The organism is Aquimarina sp. (assembly GCF_977115655.1).
The window spans coordinates 1-21,994 of sequence record NZ_CDSBKO010000031.1; the positions used below are offsets into that span (position 1 = coordinate 1).

19 protein-coding genes are annotated in these 21,994 nt (G+C 33.9%); 7 read left to right on the forward strand and 12 right to left on the reverse strand.

All coding sequences use genetic code 11. The annotated features are described in order from the left end of the window. Positions 1 to 246 precede the first annotated feature (246 nt). The 3 genes from ACZIYX_RS13635 to ACZIYX_RS13645 form a co-directional block, all read right to left on the reverse strand. Positions 247 to 2,559, reverse strand: coding sequence for a DNA topoisomerase 3 (locus ACZIYX_RS13635; RefSeq protein ID WP_462682801.1), 2,313 nt, complete (start codon positions 2,557 to 2,559; stop codon positions 247 to 249). Positions 2,560 to 2,785: 226 nt separating this feature from the next. After that, on the reverse strand, positions 2,786 to 3,490 hold the full coding sequence (locus ACZIYX_RS13640; protein ID WP_462682802.1) for a LytR/AlgR family response regulator transcription factor: 705 nt from the start codon (positions 3,488 to 3,490) through the stop codon (positions 2,786 to 2,788). Next, positions 3,480 to 4,505 carry a sensor histidine kinase gene (locus ACZIYX_RS13645; RefSeq protein WP_462682803.1) on the reverse strand — a complete coding sequence of 342 codons (1,026 nt, stop codon included), beginning with the start codon at positions 4,503 to 4,505 and terminating at the stop codon, positions 3,480 to 3,482. Before ACZIYX_RS13645 ends, ACZIYX_RS13640 begins: the two co-directional genes overlap by 11 nt. A gap of 243 nt (positions 4,506 to 4,748) precedes the next feature. Between ACZIYX_RS13645 and ACZIYX_RS13650 the strand changes: the two genes are divergently transcribed. The 7 genes from ACZIYX_RS13650 to ACZIYX_RS13680 all read left to right on the forward strand — a co-directional run bounded on the left by ACZIYX_RS13650 (position 4,749) and on the right by ACZIYX_RS13680 (position 11,305). Next, positions 4,749 to 5,312 (forward strand): YceI family protein, encoded by a 564-nt coding sequence (locus ACZIYX_RS13650; protein WP_462682804.1) that lies wholly within the window; start codon positions 4,749 to 4,751, stop codon positions 5,310 to 5,312. A 675-nt stretch (positions 5,313 to 5,987) separates the two neighbouring features. Continuing rightward, positions 5,988 to 6,992: an L-tyrosine/L-tryptophan isonitrile synthase family protein gene (locus ACZIYX_RS13655; protein WP_462682805.1), complete on the forward strand. Its 1,005-nt coding sequence runs from the start codon at positions 5,988 to 5,990 to the stop codon at positions 6,990 to 6,992. 46 nt (positions 6,993 to 7,038) lie between these two features. After that, a complete protein-coding gene (locus ACZIYX_RS13660; RefSeq protein WP_462682806.1) occupies positions 7,039 to 7,875 on the forward strand; it encodes a TauD/TfdA dioxygenase family protein in 837 nt (278 codons plus the stop codon). Then, a complete protein-coding gene (locus tag ACZIYX_RS13665; RefSeq protein ID WP_462682807.1) occupies positions 7,872 to 9,347 on the forward strand; it encodes an FAD-binding protein in 1,476 nt (491 codons plus the stop codon). The genes ACZIYX_RS13660 and ACZIYX_RS13665 overlap by 4 nt, the downstream gene beginning before the upstream one ends. Positions 9,348 to 9,434: 87 nt before the next feature. Continuing rightward, entirely contained in the window at positions 9,435 to 9,638 is a 204-nt protein-coding gene (locus ACZIYX_RS13670) for a tautomerase family protein (RefSeq protein WP_462682808.1), read from the forward strand. 13 nt (positions 9,639 to 9,651) lie between these two features. Then, positions 9,652 to 10,452 carry a nuclear transport factor 2 family protein gene (locus ACZIYX_RS13675; RefSeq protein ID WP_462682809.1) on the forward strand — a complete coding sequence of 267 codons (801 nt, stop codon included), beginning with the start codon at positions 9,652 to 9,654 and terminating at the stop codon, positions 10,450 to 10,452. A gap of 160 nt (positions 10,453 to 10,612) precedes the next feature. Then, positions 10,613 to 11,305, forward strand: a complete 693-nt coding sequence (locus ACZIYX_RS13680) for an HAD family hydrolase (RefSeq protein ID WP_462682810.1) — start codon at positions 10,613 to 10,615, stop codon at positions 11,303 to 11,305. Between the two features lie 59 nt (positions 11,306 to 11,364). Here the strand turns inward: ACZIYX_RS13680 and ACZIYX_RS13685 are convergent, their stop codons facing one another. From ACZIYX_RS13685 to ACZIYX_RS13725, 9 genes are all read right to left on the reverse strand, one after another. Further along, positions 11,365 to 11,730: a DUF4907 domain-containing protein gene (locus tag ACZIYX_RS13685; protein WP_462682811.1), complete on the reverse strand. Its 366-nt coding sequence runs from the start codon at positions 11,728 to 11,730 to the stop codon at positions 11,365 to 11,367. A 489-nt stretch (positions 11,731 to 12,219) separates the two neighbouring features. Next, entirely contained in the window at positions 12,220 to 13,995 is a 1,776-nt protein-coding gene (locus tag ACZIYX_RS13690) for an IPT/TIG domain-containing protein (protein ID WP_462682812.1), read from the reverse strand. Between the two features lie 907 nt (positions 13,996 to 14,902). Next, complete coding sequence (gene murA, locus ACZIYX_RS13695; protein WP_462682813.1) at positions 14,903 to 16,216, reverse strand: UDP-N-acetylglucosamine 1-carboxyvinyltransferase; 1,314 nt, start codon at positions 16,214 to 16,216, stop codon at positions 14,903 to 14,905. A gap of 37 nt (positions 16,217 to 16,253) precedes the next feature. After that, positions 16,254 to 16,919: a DUF4290 domain-containing protein gene (locus ACZIYX_RS13700; RefSeq protein WP_462682814.1), complete on the reverse strand. Its 666-nt coding sequence runs from the start codon at positions 16,917 to 16,919 to the stop codon at positions 16,254 to 16,256. 286 nt (positions 16,920 to 17,205) lie between these two features. Beyond that, positions 17,206 to 17,499: a DUF493 family protein gene (locus ACZIYX_RS13705; RefSeq protein WP_462682815.1), complete on the reverse strand. Its 294-nt coding sequence runs from the start codon at positions 17,497 to 17,499 to the stop codon at positions 17,206 to 17,208. Between the two features lie 54 nt (positions 17,500 to 17,553). Next, the gene (locus tag ACZIYX_RS13710; RefSeq protein WP_462682816.1) at positions 17,554 to 18,180 is read right to left on the reverse strand and encodes a nucleotidyltransferase family protein; all 627 of its coding nucleotides are present in this window, start codon (positions 18,178 to 18,180) and stop codon (positions 17,554 to 17,556) included. After that, complete coding sequence (locus tag ACZIYX_RS13715; RefSeq protein WP_462682817.1) at positions 18,158 to 19,144, reverse strand: XdhC family protein; 987 nt, start codon at positions 19,142 to 19,144, stop codon at positions 18,158 to 18,160. The genes ACZIYX_RS13710 and ACZIYX_RS13715 overlap by 23 nt, the downstream gene beginning before the upstream one ends. Before the next feature lie 76 nt (positions 19,145 to 19,220). Beyond that, positions 19,221 to 21,374, reverse strand: a complete 2,154-nt coding sequence (locus ACZIYX_RS13720; RefSeq protein WP_462682818.1) for a molybdopterin cofactor-binding domain-containing protein — start codon at positions 21,372 to 21,374, stop codon at positions 19,221 to 19,223. Between the two features lie 21 nt (positions 21,375 to 21,395). Continuing rightward, positions 21,396 to 21,857 (reverse strand): (2Fe-2S)-binding protein, encoded by a 462-nt coding sequence (locus tag ACZIYX_RS13725; RefSeq protein WP_462682819.1) that lies wholly within the window; start codon positions 21,855 to 21,857, stop codon positions 21,396 to 21,398. Positions 21,858 to 21,994 lie beyond the last annotated feature (137 nt).

Sequence of the window (21,994 nt, forward strand, 5' to 3'; positions counted from 1 at the left end):
CTTCGAACCACCTCAGTCACCCTTCGAACCACCTCAGTCACCCTTCGAACCACCTTAATGACCCATAGATGGTTGCAAGCAAGGGGGTACCCCCTTATGTGTATTCATTGTTTTTTGTCATTCCAGCATAGGCTGTGGAATCCATTTTGATATAGTATTGTCAATGAGTGGATTCCGTTCTTCAACGGAATGACAAATCTACTCATCCTATATATCACGTAAATTTTTGTCATGTACAAAAAACACTTAATTTGTTTTGTTTTTTTCTTGCAATAGCGAAAAAACCAAAGAAGCGGTTAATGGTCTTCCTTTTGCTTTTTCCCGAACTGTCTGGAATGGATATCTAAAGTCGCAACCATTTTTGTATGCGCTGCATCCATAAGCAGTTTTGCCTTTTACAACGGTTCCTGTATTACAAACAGGACAAGGCATAGGATTAGGAATCTTATCCGGAGTAGAAACACTTGTGGTTTTCTTTTCTTCTAAAAGTATTTTAAATTGATCGTCAAAACGAATCAATCCCTCTTTATCCCCTTCAGTAGTTTTAAAACCTTTAAGATTAACGGTACATCCTTTTTGGAGTAATCTAATATATTGTTTGTTGGATATTTTCTTACCTTCAAAATAAAAAGGAAGCACAAAATCACATCCATTTTTATAAGCACTGCATCCATAAGCAGTTTTACCTTTTATAAGTTTTCCTTGCTTACATTTTGGGCAAGCCTCGTCATTAATTGTTTTTTCTTTCTTTACCTTTTTAGAGTCAGAAACCTTAGTTATTTCTATATGTGAGATATTGGCATGTGTTTTTTCTGTACGAACTTCATATACCAAATCATCCACCATTTTTTTCATGTTTTTAATGAATGTACCTGCATAAAAGTTTCCTTTTTCGATTTCTTTTAACTGCTTTTCCCATTGTCCGGTAAGCTCGGCAGAAGTGAGCAATTTATTTTGTATAGTATCTATAAGCTGTATTCCTGTTAAAGTTGGCAGGATTTGTTTTTTATTACGTTCAATATACTTTCGTTTAAAAAGTGTTTCGATAATATTAGCCCTTGTAGAAGGTCTGCCAATACCGTTTTCTTTCATCAATTCACGCATTTCATCATCGTCTACTTGTTTGCCTGCGGTTTCCATGGCTCGTAATAAGGTAGCTTCGGTATATTGATTTGGTGGTTTGGTTTCTTTTTCTAAAAAAGAGGGCTCATGGGCTCCTTTTTCTCCTTTTACAAAAGAAGGCAGTATATCTTTTTCTTTTTTTTCTTTAGAGCTTGCTGTTTCAAATACTACTCTCCATCCTTTTTCTAAAATTTCTTTCCCTGTGGTTTTAAACGTTACCGTATCTGCTTTTCCTATTACGGTGGTATTTGCTACCGAGCAATCCCCATAGAATACTGCAATAAATCGTTTTGTGATAATATCATACACCTGTTGTTGATTGTACTGTAAATTGATCTCAACACCTGTAGGGATAATGGCATGGTGATCTGTTACTTTTTTATCATTAAAAACTTTAGTAGATTTTTTAATTTTCTTACTCAATATGGTTTGTGTAAGATTTTGATAGCGACTCAATTTTTTTAATATTCCGGGTACTTTGGGATAAATATCATTGGGTAAAAAAGTAGTGTCTACTCTGGGGTAGGTAATTACCTTTTGTTCGTATAATTTTTGCGCTATTTTTAAGGTTTCCTCTGCAGAAAACCCAAATTTAGTATTACAATACACCTGTAGCCCTGTTAGATCAAAAAGCTTTGGGGCATATTCTTTTCCTTTTTTTTTGGTTATGGATACAATCTCAAAATCACTTTCTTTTACCACTTTGGCAAAGGCTTCTCCTTCTTCTTTTTTTAAAAACCTGCCTTCTTCGCAATTAAAAACAGTGTCTCTGTATACTGTTTGCAGTTCCCAATACGGTTGTGGTTTAAAATCCTTAATCTCTTTAAATCGGGTAACCAGCATAGCTAATGTAGGTGTTTGTACTCTGCCTACAGATAATACTTGTTTATACCCCCCATGTTTAACGGTATATAATCGTGTAGCGTTCATACCCAATAACCAGTCTCCTATTGCTCTTGAAAATCCTGCATAATACAGATTATCATATTTTGCAGAAGGTTGTAGTTTTTCAAAACCTTCTTTAATAGCCTCTGTAGTTAATGAGGAGATCCATAAGCGTTGTACTTCTCCTTTATAATTTGCCTGATCTATAACCCATCGTTGTATCAGCTCTCCTTCCTGACCCGCATCCCCACAGTTAATAACTACGGTTGCTTTGTCAAATAATTTTTTTATAATACCAAACTGTTTCTTAATCCCCGAATTATCTACTACCTTGGTTTTAAACTTATCGGGCAACATAGGCAGGTTGTTAAGATCCCAGCTTTTCCAATATGGTTTATAATCATTAGGCTCCAATAGTGTGCATAAGTGTCCAAAAGTGTAGGTTACAGCATACCCATTACCTTCATAATACCCATCGCATCTGGTATTAGCACCTAATACAGAGGCAATTTCGCGGGCAACACTTGGTTTTTCGGCAATACAGACTTTCATAACTAAAAGCAAAAATAGCTAAAATATGATAAGAATATAGTTCTTATAAAAGAACCAGTGTTATCTGTTAAAAATTTAAGATCGATATGTTTTTAAGAAACAAAAGTTTAAACTAAATTTTAATGTTTTAACGACTAGTATTTTGAAATAGTTCCTATAAAAAACAGGGGTCTTTTAAGAACAGAAAAAAACAACCTCTTAAAAAATTATAAGGATATTCATTTTATTAGTTACCCCATTTAGAAAATAATATTTTTTTATAGGTTTCGCTAACAGGTATTTTTTGATTACCTACAGAAATCTGGTTACCTTCGATATATTCAATTGCCTCCAGATTAACAATATAGGATCTGTGTATTCTAATAAAATTAGAATCTTGTAATTCCTCTTCCAAATTTTTTAAGGCTCCCAGAATAAGTATTTTTTGTTTATTTTTAAGATAATAATTTACGTACTCATTTTCGGCTTTAATAAATAAAACATCAGATAGTGCAACTTTAATCTGTTTACTTTTTTGCTTTAAATAGATATATTTTGTTTTTTCTTGTATAGCGTTGTATGGTAAAGGAACAGATCTAAATTTATTCTCTACTTTATTAATGGCTTTTAAGAATCTTGAAAACTCTATTGGTTTAAGCAGGTAATCCAATACATCAAACTCATACCCTTCTAATGCATATTCCCTGTACGCTGTTGTTAAAATAACTTCTGGGGTTTTATCTAAAGTTTCTAAAAAATCAAGTCCGGATATTTCTGGCATTCTTATATCCAGAAACATGATATCTACTTGTTCTCTTTTTAAAATTGGTATTGCCCCCAAAGCGCATTTAAAGGCACCTAAAAGCTTCAGGAAATCTATTTTGGCAACATAATTCTCAATAAGTTTACGTGCAGGTTGTTCATCGTCTATTATTATAACATTAAATGTCATTAGTATCTATATTTAACTCTATACTATATATATTATCTTTAACATCTATACGCAATTGGTATTGTTTATCATATATCAATTTTAATCTTCTTTTTACATTACTAACTCCGATTCCTCTGGACGCATCTACAGATTTTTTAGGCGCATACGTGTTTCTGCAAATAAACTGTAAAACTCCATTGTTTGTTTTTAAACTGATCTCGATATATCCGTTCTTTACATCTTCTACATTACCATGCTTAAAAGCGTTTTCTACAAAAGGAATAAGTAGCATTGGTGCGATTTTCAGGTTTTTATCAATACCATCGTACACAAAAGAAACTTTTTCAATTTCATCATCTTTAAGTTTAAATAAATGTATAAAATTAGTGATGTAATTAATTTCTTCTTCCAGGCTTACTATTCCTTTTTTGGCACCATATAAAGAATAATCCAACATTTTGGATAGTTGCATGATCCCCTCTGCTCCTTTATTATTATCATTAAGGGTTAGCGAGTAAATATTATTTAAAATATTAAACAAAAAATGCGGGTTTATTTGAGATATTAAAAAATCTTTTTCTGCATTTATATAAAGAATTTCCTGCTCCTTTAGTTTTTTTTGTTCTGTATAGGTATAAATAATAAAACTTATAAAAATAGCCAAAAGCACAGGCATCATGTGGTTAAAAATGATTTCTAAACTGGTTAAATCAAAAAATTTATAATTAAAAATAGTGTCAAAAGTAAACCCATATCCGGATTTATCACAATACAGGGAAACTCGTATCAAAAAATCGATAACAAAAACTCCGAATAAAAGAAGCAGCACATTAAAAGAGCTATAACTCAGGTATTTTTTTTGCTTGTAAAACCCGGGTAATAAAATTTTTAGATTCAAATAAAATACTATTAATTGCATACTTACCATACCAATGGCTCTTAACAGGGCTTGATAAGAATCTGTAAGGATATTGAATATCATATAAATGAATACGCTATACAATACCCAAAACAATATGTGTTTGCTTTTCAAATAAAATCTATTTAACAATTTCTTTGTAAAAACAAATATAATCTAACCTGTAATTACAGAAGGTACTATTCTATCAATTACCTTTTATTTTAAGTGAATTACTTTAAAAGATCAGTAAAAGCTATAATTCTATCTTACTTAAAAAAAGTTACGCTTAACTGAAAATCTGCTTCTACTTATAGATTTTTATTTTTCAATAGAACGTACAAGAATACATTAGCGAAAAATTAAAAGAACTTTTAAATGAAAAAACAAGTTTTCACACTTTTAGCTATAATAACCCTACTATCTGCGAATGCACAAACTATTTGGAAAGTGGATAATGCACACTCTTCTATTAATTTTTCTGTGTCTCATTTTATGATTTCTGAAGTAACCGGAAATTTTACAAATTTTGATATTACTGCAACTAGTAATGAAAAGTTAGAAAAACCTGTATTTAAGGTAACTATTGATGCTTCCTCTATTAACACTAACAACGAAGGAAGAGACGGGCATTTAAAATCAGATGATTTTTTTAATGTGGAAAAAAATCCAAGCATTAGTTTTGAAAGCACATCCTTTAAACAATTAGAAGATAACAAATTTAGTCTTACTGGTAATATAACCATTAAAGACAAAACAGAAGCTATAACGTTTACAGGAAAACTTAACGGTATTATAAAAGACCCCAAGAGTGGTAAGCATAAAGCTGGTTTAAAATTAAACACATCCTTAACAAGAGAAGACTTTGATCTTGGTAACGGCATGACTCCCATAGGAAAAGAAGTTGAAATTACGGTTCATTTAGAAATGAATGAACAATAATTTTTTACACAAACAAAAAAAATCTTCCTTTTTAATTCTTAAACTATAAAAAAGGAGGTGATTATATCCAAACCTTCAGATTCCTAATCTTAAAGTGTATTGTAATAGAATATAAATACAGCATTTTAACTTTTAGAAACAATATACCGTTTCGCCTCGCAATAAAAACAAAACCCAATAGATAACATATTTCTCACACATATAAATCTGCTTTATGCCTATGTAAAAAAATACTTTTTTCTTAAAACCAAACTCAACTATGCCACATATTCAAAAGGCAATATACTATGCCTCTTCGCAAGTATCCAGAATTATAAAACCGGTAGTGAATGCAATAACCAACTATTATTGCATTCATGTAACCGAGGATAAAATTAGTATAAAAAATTGCGTTCATAAAACTATCCGGTTTTTAAAAGCATACCCCTGCATATTAATCAACAACAACTTGTTGATAGAAATTAGTGTCACGAAAATTCTTACTAGACACAAAACTATTTTTATACAAAGGTTAATCAACAACCTCAAAGCAAACTCACAAAGTATACTTGTCAATAATATAACCCTTTGGAGAAGAAAACCTCAACAAGGGATTAAATCTCTTTGTATTCCTTTCATTTAAAAACTCTTTCAAAAAAGTTTATTTAAAAACACCAACTTAAATATCAAATCATTATGAAAACCTCAAACAATGAACTAATCAAATCCATTAGCGTTGACAGAGCTACAGATCTGGCCAAAAATATTTTGACCAAAGTCATGCAGTTTAGGCGAATGGTAGAATCTGAAAACACTTGCTCTACTACTTGTACAAAATGCCATAAACCACATTTAGATAAAGTGGTTACAGCAATTATGCAAGAAAAGAAAGTTAGATTTGTCTTACCTGCATTTCCAGGAAAATCTCCTAACCCTGCAAAAGTTTTAGGACATCTGCCGGATATGGCAGAAAAGCAGGCACTTAAATTTTTAAATAGTTTATGCAAACAAATCCAGGAGATTTACGAACAGGGAGCTGAAGTAATAATATGCTCAGACGGCAGAGTTTTTAGCGATGTTGTAGGAATTTCTGAAAAAGATGTAACTTCTTATCAAATCGAAATTGATCGCCTTATTGAAGACTTAAACCTTACGGCACTTTCTACTTTTAACCTCGATGATATAAATATTAATAGTGATTTTGATCAAGCTCGTTCTGAGCTTATAAAAAATTATGGGCAAGACATAAAAAGTTTAAAAGACAAAATAAAAAAAGGAGGTAAAGACTCCAACAATCCTGAAGAAATAGAAGCCAATCGAATGTATTGTGGTCTTACACGTTTTTTAGTAGAAGATCGTATGGTTCCCGGGCAAACGAGATCTAAAAGTTCTATTCAAAAAGAATGTAAAGAAAAAGCCTATCTGGCAATTATAAGAAGTAATGCCTGGACTGCTTTGATTGCAGAAAAATATCCTCACGCCATACGATTATCTATTCATCCACAAGCGTGTGGTTCTAAAAAAATAGGGATCCAGCTTATTGGGATCGAAACATGGATGACCCCCTGGCATGCTGTTGCTGTTGATACCGGTAACAAATTTATATTAATGAAACACCGCGAAGCTAAAAAGTTAAATACAAAATTAGTTCAAGACAAAAATGGACGCTCCAGTCACTATGAACTTATTACTCAAAATTAAGAGGTAAACTACAAATTTTTTAGGCAACAAAATTAAAGAGCAGATTATGAATTTTAAAACCACAAAATTAAATCCATTTGGTTTATTGATTGAACCTGTTAACGAAAAAAAAGATATTCGGGATTTAAGTACAGAAGAATTGAAAGATATTTTATCCAAAGAACACCTAATTGCCCTAAGGGGATTTAAAAGCTTTGATAGTGCTGAAGATTTCTCGAACTATTGCGAAAAATTTGGAGAAATTTGTTTATGGCCTTTTGGAAAAGTTCTGGAACTTGTGGAACAAGAAAATCCCGAAGATCATATTTTTGACAACACCTATATCCCTATGCATTGGGATGGTATGTACCGTAAACAAGTCCCAGAAACTCAAGTGTTTCATTGTGTAAGTGCCCCTGGTATTGACAACAAAGGAGGAACCACTTTTAGCAATACAAAAATGATTATAGAAAATGCTTCTGAAAGTGCTCTGGAATCCTGGAGTAAAGTACGTTGTACTTACTCACGAAAGATGGAGTTTTATGACAGTAAAACTGTCGCTCCAATTCTTAATAAACACCCCGAAAGAGAGTATTCTGTAATTCGCTATTGCGAACCCCCTTTGGATACCGATGAATCTTTTGTTAATCATCCTGGTTTTGAAGTCGAAGGTATCCCGGAACAAGAAGTCGGGGATTTTCTTCAAAACCTTAATAAAACACTTTATTCCCCCGAATATCTTTATACCCACAGATGGGAAACAGGTGACGTCGTGTTTTCAGACAACAGCACTCTGCTACATGGTCGCGAACCTTTTACCAAAGGCGCTCCCAGACATCTTAGACGAGTACAATTAGTAGGAAAAAATACGCTTGGTAACCCACATCTTATATATACAAAATGATAACGACAGAAACAGATATTTTTATTGTAGGGGCCGGTCCTGTTGGACTGGCATGTGCCTATCTTGCAGAGCTTTCCGGACTAAAAACAATGATTATAGATAAGTCTGAAGGACCTCTGCAAGTAGGAAGAGCAGATGCACTTAACGGTCGAACTCTGCAACTATTAGAGGTCGCAGATCTATTCGAAGAACTTTACCCTCTTGGGTTACCCTGTAATACAAGTTCTATATGGGAAAACGGAAAATTTGTGTCCCGACAGTCTCATTGGTGGGAGGCACTCGAAGGTTGTTTTCATAAACATTTTTTAATGTTAGGACAATCCTTTGTAGAGAAGCTTCTAAATGAAAAACTTGACTCAATTAATGCTTCTGTAGTACGCCAGACAACCTTAGAAGATATTCAGGTTACAGATCAGGGATGTATTGCTACGCTCTCTAACGGAGATATTATAAAGTCTGATTATCTCATCGGCTCAGATGGTTCTCACTCTTTCGTTCGAAAATATTTTAATATCCCCTTCGAGATCACACGTCCGCAAATTGTATGGGCAGTAATCGATGCGGTACTCGACACAGATTTTTCAAAAGTACCCGAGATCATTGTTTTTCAATCAGAAACATCAGATGTTGCATGGATTCCCAGAGAAGGAAATATTGACAGGTTTTATGTAAGAATGGATCGTAAAGATTTTGTGATAGAAGATGCCATGAAAAAAGTTAATATCGCAATGGCTCCACATACTGTTACAATAAAAGAACTGGTTTGGCACTCTCAATTTTCTGTAAAAGAATCTGTTGCAGAAAAATATCTTATCCAGGATCGCGTGATTCTTGCAGGAGATGCTTGCCATATTCACTCTGTAAATGGTGGGCAAGGTTTAAATACAGGACTTGCAGATTCATTCAACCTGATTTGGAAATTAAACATGATAAAAAATCATGGAGCAAATCCAAATCTGCTTAATGCATACGAAAGCGAAAGAAAACCGGTAGCTCTAAGTGTTATTCAAAGCTCTGGAGAGCTTGTACGTTCTACGAAATATTCAAATACCGGTACCCATGCAAAAGATTATGTTAAAATAGTAGAAAACAGAGCTGGTAATATAACAGGTATGGGTATTCGCTACAGCCAAAAGGGAATAGCAGGAACAAGGGTTTATGATTTTATAGTAAATAACGGGAAAGAAAAAAAACGACTGTATTCCCTTCTTAACTATACAAACTTTACGCTCCTGTATTTTAGCGATCAAAAAATAAATTTGGAGGTACCGGATTTTGTAAAGTTAATACAAATTTACCCGGATAACTCACAACAAGGGTTTTGGACAGACAGCAAATATTATAAAGATCAGATTATTGTAGTGCGACCAGACTCTTATATAGAATCTGCAGGGGAATTAAGCGAAGTAGATTTCTTAATTAACAATCTTATGAATAAGTATTCGATAAATAAACACAGTATCCATTCTTGATGAACAACCTCAAAGCTGACCATTGAGGTTAGCTTTGAGGTATGAAAAATTAAAACGAGATAATCATAAACTTAAAATCTTAATAATATGCCATATATAGCATTTGAATCTGGTACGCTTGAAAAAAAAGTGAAACAGAAATTAATCGAACAGCTAACAGATATATCCGCAGATATTACAGGAATCCCAAAACATTTATTCCTGGTTTCTATAAAAGAAATCCCGGATGATGATATAGCTGTTGGAGGAAAGACTGTAACAGAAATGAAGAAAGAAAAAAATAATACTTGAAAAAACTACTTAGATGGATAATAAAGAGAAGGCTAAAGCATACTATACTGCTGTAAGTAACTATGATGAATCCACCATTAAGAAAATGGTGGATAAAAACTATATTCAGCATAATCCAAAAGTTGCTTCAGGAAGAGAGGCATTTCTTTCTATGATCCCTAAATTAAAACAGTACGGTAGTACAATCCAGAATATTCGCATGTTAGAGGACAATCAGCACATAATCATGCACCATAAATGGCTAAATGCTACTCCGTTTGGTTATGATACAACAGCTGCCTTTCATATCATTCGTTTTGATAATAACGGTTTAATTGCTGAACACTGGAATGTTATGACAGAAATGACTCCTGCAAACCTATCTGGCAGATCTTTACTTAACGGAGAAACAGAAATAAAAGACCTAAATAAAACTAAAATCAATAAGTCTAAAATCACAGCGCTTTTTGATATCCTAACAAGCCAATCCACAGAAAAGATAATAGCTGCACTACCGCAATTTTTTCAGCCTGATTTTCATCAACATAATGCAGCACTTGGGGATGGTCTTCAAAATCTTATACAAACTATTCGAGAGAAAACATTATTTTCTCAGTATAAAAAACAACATGCTGTTTTTGGAGAAGGAAATTTTGTTCTTTCGATTAGTGAAGGATTGTTTTTGGAAAAAAATTCTGCCCTATATGATCTGTTTAGGCTAGAACAAGGAAAGATAGTATCCCATTGGAGTATTTATCAAGACATCCCAACAAAAGATGTAGCCAATACCAATACAATGTTTAACTTTTATAAGAATATAACAACCTTAAAATAAGATTACACCAAGGTATGTTGCTAAAAACATATCTTGTTTTTGAAGCAAGCCCTAAGAAATAAAAAATTAACAAGGAATCAAATAACGTTTAACTTACAAAGAGTAAGAGTTTACAGAAATAAAAGTTTTTATATTTAGAACGTAAAAAAACAATGGCTATATGTCGATAAAAAAGAAATACAAAGGAGTAATTTTTGATTTAGATGGTACTCTTTTAAATACCCTTGGGGTATATACCCATATTATGAATGGGCTTATGGTAAAAAATAATTTTCCAACACATACTATAGAAAACTATCGTGAGTTTATCGGAAACGGAACTAAAAATCTTATAACGCGATCCATTCCTGAAGAACATAGAGAAGAAAAATTAATTGAAAACTTATTACATGAATTTCGTTTACTCTACGAAAACATGTACACACAACATACCCGAGTATACACAGGGATTTTAGAAATTTTAGACGAATTACAATCCTCTGGAGTAAAATTAGCTTTGTTATCTAATAAATTTCATGATTTAACATATAAATGTGCCAATCATTTTTTTCCTGATATTAAATTTGATGCGGTTATTGGTCAATCAGACCTATATAAAAAACCAGATCCAAAAGGAGTTTTAGATATTTCCTATTTACTTAAAATCCCTCTAAACCAATTAGTATTGGTTGGTGATACCGAGGTAGATATACTTACTGCCAAAAATGCTGGTATAGATAGTATCGCTGTTACCTGGGGATTTAGAAAAGAAGAAAACTTAATTACACAATCTCCAGATTGTATTATTAGAGATAGTAATAGTTTAAAAAACTACTTTTCTAATCACATTACAGCAAGTTCTGCAATACATTAAAAACATTTTGATCTCTTTTGCTACAAACTTATGGAAGAATTGGCATAACGTTTAATGTTTTATAAAACGTTTAAGCTATCTAACTCCTCTCTGGCTATAGATGGCGGAAATTGATTGTTTTTAATTTTATAGATTACGAGTTTTGCTACTTTAACAGCCTTTTCTTTTGTTTGAAAGCCTTTATTTCCTGGTTGCCCTGGGATTGTAGGTTGATCAATAAACAAACGATTATCCATCATAATAGCATACCCATATCCTGTAGTTTCTGATTTGGTAATTTTATAGGTTAATAAAGCTACATCTTTATTCATGGTTTTTTTTTCAATTGTATGGATGCCCTTTTTCTCTTCTGGTTTTTGTCTTTTTTCTGAGCATGAAAAAACTGTAAATAATAAAACGAAGAAAAAATATTTAGAATAATTCATATCATTTCATTTTAAAAAGTTAATAAAGAAGGAGTCGTAATACTCCTCCTTCTTTATCTAAATTTTGTAACAGATTATTAATCCCAGATTATGCAATAGAAAATCTATTTCATCTGTAATCTACTGCAAACACTGTCGCCTTGCTTTGTTTTTCACTTTAACCATAGCCCTTCGATAAACTCAGGGTAAACTGCTATGCTAAAAGTAAGAAAACAACAGTGTTCATTGTATCTCAAAGCTTCATAACGAAGTTCTATTGCATAATCTGGGCAATGTCGTTTAGTTAAGCTGTATCTTTTTGAGGATTAAATGTCTGTAAAAACAAAATACCCCTTTACTTCCATCATGGATTCCAACCTACGTTGGAATGACAAGCAGAAAGCATTGTGTTTTGGTTATTTTGTCATTCCGTTGAAGAACGGAATCCACCATTAACAAACTTTAAATCAATAGTTTAAATTCTTAACTAAACGACATTGATAATCTGGGTTAATTTGCTTTAGGAACATATTGCCAAAAATCTTTTGTTTGAAAAGTCATGGTTCCGGCTCCAGATCCTGATCTGCCATTTCCTGTACCAATATACCCTTTGTTTCCTATAGCAAAACCAAATGCTTTATCACGGTTTCCCCCGCCATAGTCGGCAACTTGGGTCCAGGTATTTGCTTGCGGGTCATACTCCCAAAAATCTTTATCTGATTGTGATGGTGTTCCCAGCCCACAATATCCTTTATTGCCGATAGAAAAGCCTGTAGCATTATACCTTGCATTGCCTCCAAAATCGGCTATTTGAAACCATTGATCGGTTGCTGGGTTATACTCCCAAAAATCTTTTCTTCTGGCAAAACCTGTATCTTCTCCTGATCCGATATAACCTTTATTACCAATAGCAAAACCAGCTCCTCTAGTCCTTCCAACCCCACCAAAATCTGCCTTTTTAGCCCAAGTATCTGTATCTGGGTTATACTCCCATAGATCCTTATTTCTTGTAAAAATATCGGGTCCCATTCCTGTACCAATATATCCTCTGTTACCGATAGAAAAGCCTACCGCATTTGCTCTGGTTCCTCCACCAAAATCTGCTTTTCTGGTCCAGGCATTAGTATCTGGGTTATACTCCCAAAAATCACCAATAAAATTAGTATCTGTCCACCCTGTTCCAATATATCCTTTTCCTTTGGACTCTATGACAAATGCCACTGCCTGATCTCTTGCTGCCCCTGCAAAATCAGCTTTTTGGGACCAAGTATTATTCTCTGGATTGTATTCCCAAAAATCTTTGGTTTTGGCACGAGCGTTATTATCAAATCCTAAGCCTACATATCCTTTATTACCAATAGAGAATCCCGAAGCTCCATCTCTTGCCATCCCTCCAAAATCTGCTTTTTGTACCCAAATATTGGTTACCGTAAACAGGTCACTACTCTCTGCTGTTTTACTACCTGTTGTTACAGAAATTTTTCCTCCTGTTGCTCCATCAGGAATTTTAAATGTTAAAGATGTTGTGGTAGCAGCACTTACCGTTACTATTGTCTCCCCTACTTTTACTTCATTTTCTGTAGCTGTAGTGCTAAAGTTTTTACCTGTAAGGATTACCTCTGTTCCTATCTCTCCCGATACAGGTACAAAACTTGTTATCACAGGTGGAAACTCTACTGTAAAATCGCCTGTACTAATTGCAGTGTTACCTCCAACTTTTACCGATATCTTACCTGTGGTAGCTCCTTCTGGCACAGTAACGGTTAACGAAGTGGTAGTAGCTGCATTTACGGTAGCTACAGTTTCATTAAACTTTACTTCATTATTGGATACTGTGGGGCTAAAATTTGTTCCTGTAAGGATTACCTCTGTACCAATTGTACCAATCTCTGGAGAAAACTTGGTAATTGTAGGAGGCAACACTACGGTAAAATCTGTAGTACTTGTTACCTCCATGTCTCCCACTTTTACTTTTATTTTACCTGTAGTAGCTCCTTCTGGCACAATAACCTTTAGAGATGTTGCTGTTGCTTCTTTAACTGTAGCGCCTATATTATTAAATGTTACTTTATTATTTGTTGTAGTAGTACTAAAATTGGCTCCTGTAATAGTTACCTCTGCTCCTGTTTCTGCCAGAGTTGGAGTAAAACTGCTAATCTTTAATCCTTCTGTAGGCTCTACTACTGGTGTTATTACACCATCATCATCTTTTTTGCATGATAATACACATATAATCGAAAATAAACCGACCATCAATAGCCATGCGCTGTTTTGTCTTTTTTTCATTTTAGGTTTCTTGTTATTTAATATTTGTATTAAACAATTTAAAGCCAAAATTAAGCAACTGTACAGACAACAAAAGTTATAATTGTTATTTGCCGGACTATCGCAGATATTTGATAGACCTTATTTGATATTTGAAGAATATTTAATGATTTTAGAAGCAGAGGAGTTTCCCAAAATCTTTATCCTAAAAGGCTAAATAGCAAAAAACTATATTATTTTTCACAGATTCAAGGTTGGAGGTTGGAGGTCGGGAGTCCGATGTCGGAGGTCGGGTGTTGGGTGTTGGGAGTCCGATGTCGGAGGTTGGAGGTCGGGAGTCCGATGTCAGGAGTCGGGTGTCGGGTGTCGGAGGTTGGAGGTTGGAAGTTGGAAGTCGGGAGTCCGATGTCGGAGGTCGGAGGTCCGATGTCGGAGGTTGGAGGTTGGAGGTTGGAGGTTGTTGGAAGGTTAAAATATCCCTGTTCTCACAGCACCCTGCGGAACATCAATCTATGTGTGTTGTAGTTATTCTGACAGGCTGATTTAAGGTGCAAATCCTTCTTTTTAACACATTTTTTTGTCGTGAATATGTAACCAAAATTATACAATAAAAAATCTATTACACCTTTAATCTACTGCAAATACAACCGTTACTCTTGATCTTTCAATTTAACCATAGCCTTTTATAAACTCAGGAGAGACTAACTATAGCTAAAACTAAGAAAATCATTATGTTTAGGATAGCTCAAAGTCTCATCATGAAGTTCTAATTGTATAACCCGGATTTAAAAAATAAATTCATTTTTATACACACAAATTTCAAAGTGAAAATGATATAAATTCAAACAATAACTGGTATAACAAAGCCCCCAATGTGTGTTTGTAAACACACATTGGGGGCTTTGTTATAAAAAAAGGTATTTGTTATTTATTCTATTCTAATAATTTTTGCTCCAATTGCTCTTAAACGTTCGTCTATATTTTCATATCCACGATCTATTTGTTCTATATTATGAATTGTAGATGTTCCTTTTGCGCTTAATGCTGCTATTAATAAAGAAATCCCGGCTCTAATATCTGGTGAAACCATTGTAGTGGCTTTTAATTTGGATTTAAAATCATGACCTATTATAGTTGCCCTGTGTGGATCGCATAATATAATCTTTGCGCCCATATCTATTAATTTATCTACAAAAAACAGACGGCTTTCAAACATTTTTTGATGTACCATAACTTCTCCTCTGGCTTGTGTTGCTACTACCAATACTATACTTAGTAAATCTGGTGTAAAACCTGGCCACGGGGCATCGGCTATAGTCATAAAAGATCCATCGATATAGCTTTCTATTTGATACCCGTTTTTATGTGCGGGAATATATATATCATCGCCTTTTTTTTCTATAGTAATCCCTAATTTTTTAAAGGTATTAGGTATAAGTCCAAGGTTTTCCCAGCTTACATTTTTAATAGTAATTTCGCTCTTGGTCATTGCAGCCAGTCCTATCCAGGATCCTATTTCGATCATATCTGGCAATACTTTATGGTCACATCCTGCTAATTCTGTCACTCCTTCGATTACCAATAAATTTGAACCTACTCCGGATATTTTTGCTCCCATAGAATTGAGCATCTTACACAACTGTTGTAAATAGGGTTCGCAAGCTGCATTATATATAGTTGTGGTTCCTTTAGCCAAAACAGCGGCCATAACAATATTGGCAGTACCTGTAACGGATGCTTCATCCAGTAACATATAGGTGCCTGTAAGTCCTTCCGGGGCTTCAACCCCATAAAAACGCTCTTCTTTATTATATCTAAACTTTGCTCCCAGATTTATAAATCCTTCAAAGTGGGTATCCAAACGTCTTCTTCCTATTTTATCGCCTCCTGGTCTTGGGATATATCCTTTTCCGTATCTGGCCAAGAGAGGCCCAACAATCATTATAGATCCCCTAAGCCCGCTTCCTTCTTTTTTAAATTGTTCGCTCTCCAGATATTGCAAATTAAGCTGGTCACTCTTAAATGAATATTTTCCTTTGCCCAGTTTTTGGATCTTTACTCCTAGATTACTAAGAATATCTATTAATTTATTTACATCCCTAATATCCGGTATATTAGAGATCACAACTTCTTTTGGCGTTAGTAATACTGCACAAAGAATTTGCAAGGCTTCATTTTTAGCTCCCTGAGGTGTAATTTCACCTTTAAGTTGATGCCCTCCTTCTATCTGAAAAGTACCCATGTAATCGTAAGTAGTTATTGGTTATTTTAGGTTGGATTTAATAGCGTTTCTTTCCTCTATTATTATTGTTATTGCTTCGATAATTTTTTTTAGCTCCGCTATTACTACTAGTGCTATGTTTTTTCTTTTTACTTCTCATTAAATTGGTAGAATCTGTAAGGTCTTCATCACTACCTTTCAAATTTATTTTTCCACCGCTCAATTCATAAAGATGATTAAATATTGCGCTATCCTCTACGGTATCTTTATTCCAATTCAGATAGCATTTTTTCATGTGGTTTGCAATGGTCAAGGTAAGGGCATTTTTCAAATCTCCGTCTTCCCAACTATTTGCCACATCTATCATCCTTTTGATGTTATTTCCGTAAAAACGGTATTTCGGAAAATTTTGAGGATAATCTAATGGTTCTGGTCTTTCTTGTAATTTTTCTTTGGTCAATACCGGAAAAGGAGTATCAACATCCAGTTTAAAATCACTTATTATAAATAATTGATCCCACAATTTATGCTGAAACTCGGGTACATCACGAAGGTGTGGCTGTAGGTTTCCCATCACTGCTATAATAGACTTAGCTACTTTATTTCGTTCTTCTCTATCTTCAATAGCTACAGCATAGTTAATCATTTTTTGTAAATGACGACCATATTCCGGAATAATAAGCTTTTCACGCTCAGTATTGTATTCTATATTATATATATCCATAAAATGTATGTAAAAATTGTGTAGAAATAGTTTTAAAAATCAATATGTATAGTGCTGCTAATGTGAATTTTTGAAAATAATCTATAAGTATTTCTTTTATAAACTTATATAGATTTTCTTTAGCAATTGATTATTTTTTGGACTATTCTATAATTTGGTTCGCAAAATACTAAAATAAAACTAAGTATATAGTGCGATTATTAAATTTATTTGCTTTTCAAAGTGGTTTTAGAACTTTTTTGACTTGACCATCTTGTTTTATATTAAGCTATCCTGTTTTTTTGTACTATAAAGATATTACGCCTTCTACTTTAGAAATTACTTCTTTATATTTTATAATTACATAGTCCGGGTTTTTCATTCGTACATTTATAGATACACTGGTATACTTGCCGTTTTTTGATTGCTTGGTAGTAATCACTGCACCATGGTTATCAAAAATCGTTTCTATTTGGCTTATTTTACTATTATCTGTGGGTACTATAAATTTGTATAAATATACTGTTGGCCATAACGCTGTATCTGCTAGTTGTGTTTTTAGCTTTTTATAAAATTCTTCCTGGTCTTTTTTACCATCCATAAATTCAAAATTTGGGTCAAAGATACAGTTTATGAAATATAAAATTAAATACTTTTAAGGATTATCGTATAGCGAAATTGTTTTTAATACTGCTTTATATTCCTTTTGTGTATCTATATCTGCCCCTTTATCAAAGGCCGAAACCACTACTACTTTGTTTTTATTTTGCTTGAGAATATATCTTGCTCCAAAATCTTCTTTCAAATCCAATAGTTGATTAAAATGGCTTGACGGAATAATAGCGGGCACTCCTGCTCTGCTTTTTAAGCCGGTGGCTACAAAAAGATTTGTATTTGTTTTATATTTGGTAATTAATCTATCCAAATGTTGATTATCTATTAAAGGCTGATCTGTTAATAAGATCAATACAGCATCGTAATACGCATTATTTTGTATTATATTTTTAATTCCAAAACTTATAGAAGATCCTATTCCGGACTGCCAGTTTGTGTTATGAATTACAGTTACCGGAAAATGACGTATTTTATTATAAATTAGTTTATAATTTGCTCCCAAAACAACATAAACTGATTTTTGTTGTAAAGCCAGTGCTTGTTCTACAGAGTGACCGATTAGTGTGGTTTTTTTCCATGGCAATAATTGTTTTGGGCTCCCCATCCTGCTTGAAGAGCCTGCTGCCAGAATAAGTACGGCTATTTTAGGGTTTAACAGATGTTGCATCCATAGTTTTTTGATTAGAACTGGTATGAATAGCGCCTTTTTTTTCTTGAAGCGGTATTGGATTTTGTTTTCTGATAACAGATAAAATTTCGGCTATAATCGAAATAGCTATTTCCTGAGGGGTTTCTGCTCCCAGGTTTAAACCTGCGGGACCGTGTATACTATCTAAAAACGGGTCCGGAACATCTGGAAAATATTCTATAAAGGCAGAAAGTATTTTTTCTCGTCGACGCGCTGGTCCTAACAATCCAATATAAATTGGTTTGGTATCTTTTATAGCTTGTAGATATAATAAATCTTTGGCAAAATTATGGGTCATTACTACAATTGCAGTTTGATTATCTAAATGTCCAATGTTTAAATCCTCTGGAGAGCTTAGCAGTATTTCTTGTACCCCGGGAAAATCTTCTGTTTTTTTGGGATTTTTGGGCGATCCTATTACAATAACTTCCCATCCTGTTGCACTAGCTAATTTACAGAGTTCTGCTGCATCATGTTCTGCTCCTATAATAAACAACCTGAAACATGGTAGTATATCTCTTTTAAAAATATCTAAGGTAAGATCTGACTGATTAATTTCTGAAAAAGAAAATTCATTTCCATTTTTAAATTTAATAACAGATCCCATTGTTGGAGAACTGCATTCGGTTTTTGAATACCAGGAACTAATTTCAAAGGGGATCCTTAATGTTAGATGTTTCTGTATCTCTGCAATAGTATTGGTAGTTGCCTCTAGTTTTTCAATTAAAATATACAATACCCCTTCGCACCCTAAACGGTATTTGCCATCATAGGTCATTATTTTTGGTTTTCCTGAGACAAAAACAGATTGTGCTTGTCTTAATACTTCTTTTTCTACACAACCACCACTAACTGCTCCTGTTGTTTTTCCATTTTGAAGTATCAACATTCCCACTCCTGGTCTTCGATAAGAAGATCCTTCTACATCTACTACTGTAGCCATAACAGCCGGTATTTTGAGCTGCTTGGCTTTTTTATAACCTTCTATTATTTTTTTAAATTCATGCGTCATAAAAATACTATCCCAGTGGTGCTTTGTAATTCATATTATTAATAAATGGTTGTTTATACAATCGCACTCCTTTGGCTGCTTTTATTGCATTGGCAACAGCTGCTCCTGCAGGTGGTAAGGTTGGCTCACCTAGTCCTGTGGGGGCAAAATCATTATCTATAAAATGGGTTTCGACCATTGGGGTTTCATTTAAACGTATCAAACGATAGGTATTAAAGTTTTTATCTTGCGGTTCTCCTTCTTTAAAAGAAAAATCCCCGTACATTGCATGTCCTACACCATCTATTACTCCTCCTTCAATTTGGTTTTTGGCCCCCAATGGATTTACTACGATACCACAATCTACTACACATGTAATTTTTTTAACTACCGGGATATCATTTTCCAGTACAACATCTGCAACTTCGGCTACGTGAGTATTATGGCAATAATATGCACTAAATCCTTGATATACACCTTGTTTTGTTTTGCCCCATCCGGATTTTTCTACTGCGACCTGAATTACTTTTTCTAATCTTTCTGGCGAATATTGAATCCTTTCGTCTGTAGTTCCTTTTACTTTTTGCAATAAATTTAAGCGAAGCTGGATTCGATCTATCTCTAACAGTTCTGCCAGTTCATCAAAAAAGCTCTGCTCTGCAAAAGATAAAAAATTAGTATATGGTGCCCTCCATGCCCCTGTAGTAATATTACTGGTATAGTTTGCCACATCTACCTGATAATTTTCTATAGCTCCTGCCGGAAAAAAATTGGGAATCAATCCATACATATTTGAATTTACAGATGCTTCTTTAAGATGATACCCTGTAATATTGCCATCTTTGACCGAGGCACTAATTTTATATTTAATAGCTGGTCTGTATATACCGGCAGACATATCATCCTCTCTGGAATATATTACTTTTACCGGTTTTTGTGCGATCTTCGATATTTCTGCAGCTTCTAAAGCAAAATCCCCATAAAGGCGTCTTCCAAACCCACCTCCCATTCTGGTCATTTCTACCGATACATCTTGTACATCCCTCTTTAATAATTCTGCAACTCTTTGTGCAGTTCCTTCTGGTGTTTGTATTGGCCCTACTAAACGTACTTTATCTGCGGTAACATCTGCAAAAAAATTCATTGGTTCCATACAATTATGTGGCAAAAACGGGGATTCATACACTCTTTCAATTATTTGATCTGCCTCGGCAAAGGCTTTTTTTACATCTCCATCTGCACGTAAGGTTGTAAACTCTTTACCATCCAAAAGGTTTTTCAATATTTTATCATGTTCCTCTGTACTTTCTAATTTAGTATCCGGGGTCCAATTAACTTTTAAGGCTTTTTTAGCTTTCATTGCAGTCCATGTATCTTTTGCCAAAACAGCAACTTTATCCCCAAACTTAATTACATCTATCACCCCTTGCATAGCTTTAACCTCTGCATCATTACAATCAACCATTTTTTTACCAAAAGCAGGAGGTCTTAACACACTTGCCAATACCATTTTTTGCTCTTTATAATCTATCCCATAAAGAGGTTTTCCTGTAATAATTTTATCTATATCTACATTAGGAATGTCTTTTCCTATAATTTTAAAATCTTTTGGGTCTTTTAATATTACATTTTCAGGAACTTTTAAAATTGCTGCTTCTTTAACTACTTCTCCATATCCTATCGTATCCCCTTTTGCATTGGTAATCACTCCATTTTTTGTTGTACATTCTGATGCTTCCACTCCCCATTTTGCTGCAGCTGCGTTAATAAGCATTTGTCTTGCTGTTGCTCCTGTTTGCCTTAACGGCTCCCAACCATGTCTAACAGACTGGCTTCCTCCTGCTACTTGCCTGGTAAAATTTTTGGTATCTAATGCTCCCTGAACAACGTGAACATTGTCCCAGGACACATCCAGTTCTTCTGCAATAAGCATAGGCATAGAAGTTTTTACTCCTTGTCCGATTTCGGGATTTGGTGAAAAAATAGTTACCATTCCGTTATCTGCTATCTTGATAAAAGCATTAAAATCATTAAAGTTTAATTGAGAAATATCAACAGGAGGTGTCACTTCTGGTTTACATGCCTGAAACAGGTTAAATCCAATTAACATTCCTCCGCCTGCTAATGCCGATGTTTTTAAAAAAGATCTTCTGCTAAAAGGACTTGAAATAGAATTTTTCATTTTATTATTTATTTAATTAGATTAACTCAATTTACCAGCGGCAAGTTCTACCGCTTTTTCTATTCTATTATAAGAAGCGCATCTACAAATATTACCACTCATGGCATCTCTGATCTCTTTTTTATCCGGATTTTTATTTTGGTTTAAAAATGCCGCTGCAGACATTATTTGTCCTGCCTGACAGTATCCACATTGCGGAACATCTATTTCTTTCCATGCTTCCTGAACGGGGTGTAGCGTATCTTTAGACAAACCTTCTATCGTTGTGATCTCCATATCTTCTACTCCAGAAACTTGCAACAAACAACTTCTGACAGCAGATCCGTCTACATGTATGGTACACGCTCCGCATTGACCAATACCACAGCCAAACTTTGTACCAACCATATCCAGATGATCTCGTAACACCCATAAAAGCGGTGTATCCTGTTCTGCCTCTACCTTATGTGAGGTGCCATTGATTTTTAAATTATAAACGGGCATGGGTTTTAATTTTAAGATTAATATTTAAATAGTCTAAATAAACAAATTTTCTATTCTTGTTAAGAAAGTTAGTAAAATTTCACTTTTATGATATAACTTTAACAGAGCTTTATACTTATTGCAATATGATTTTCATA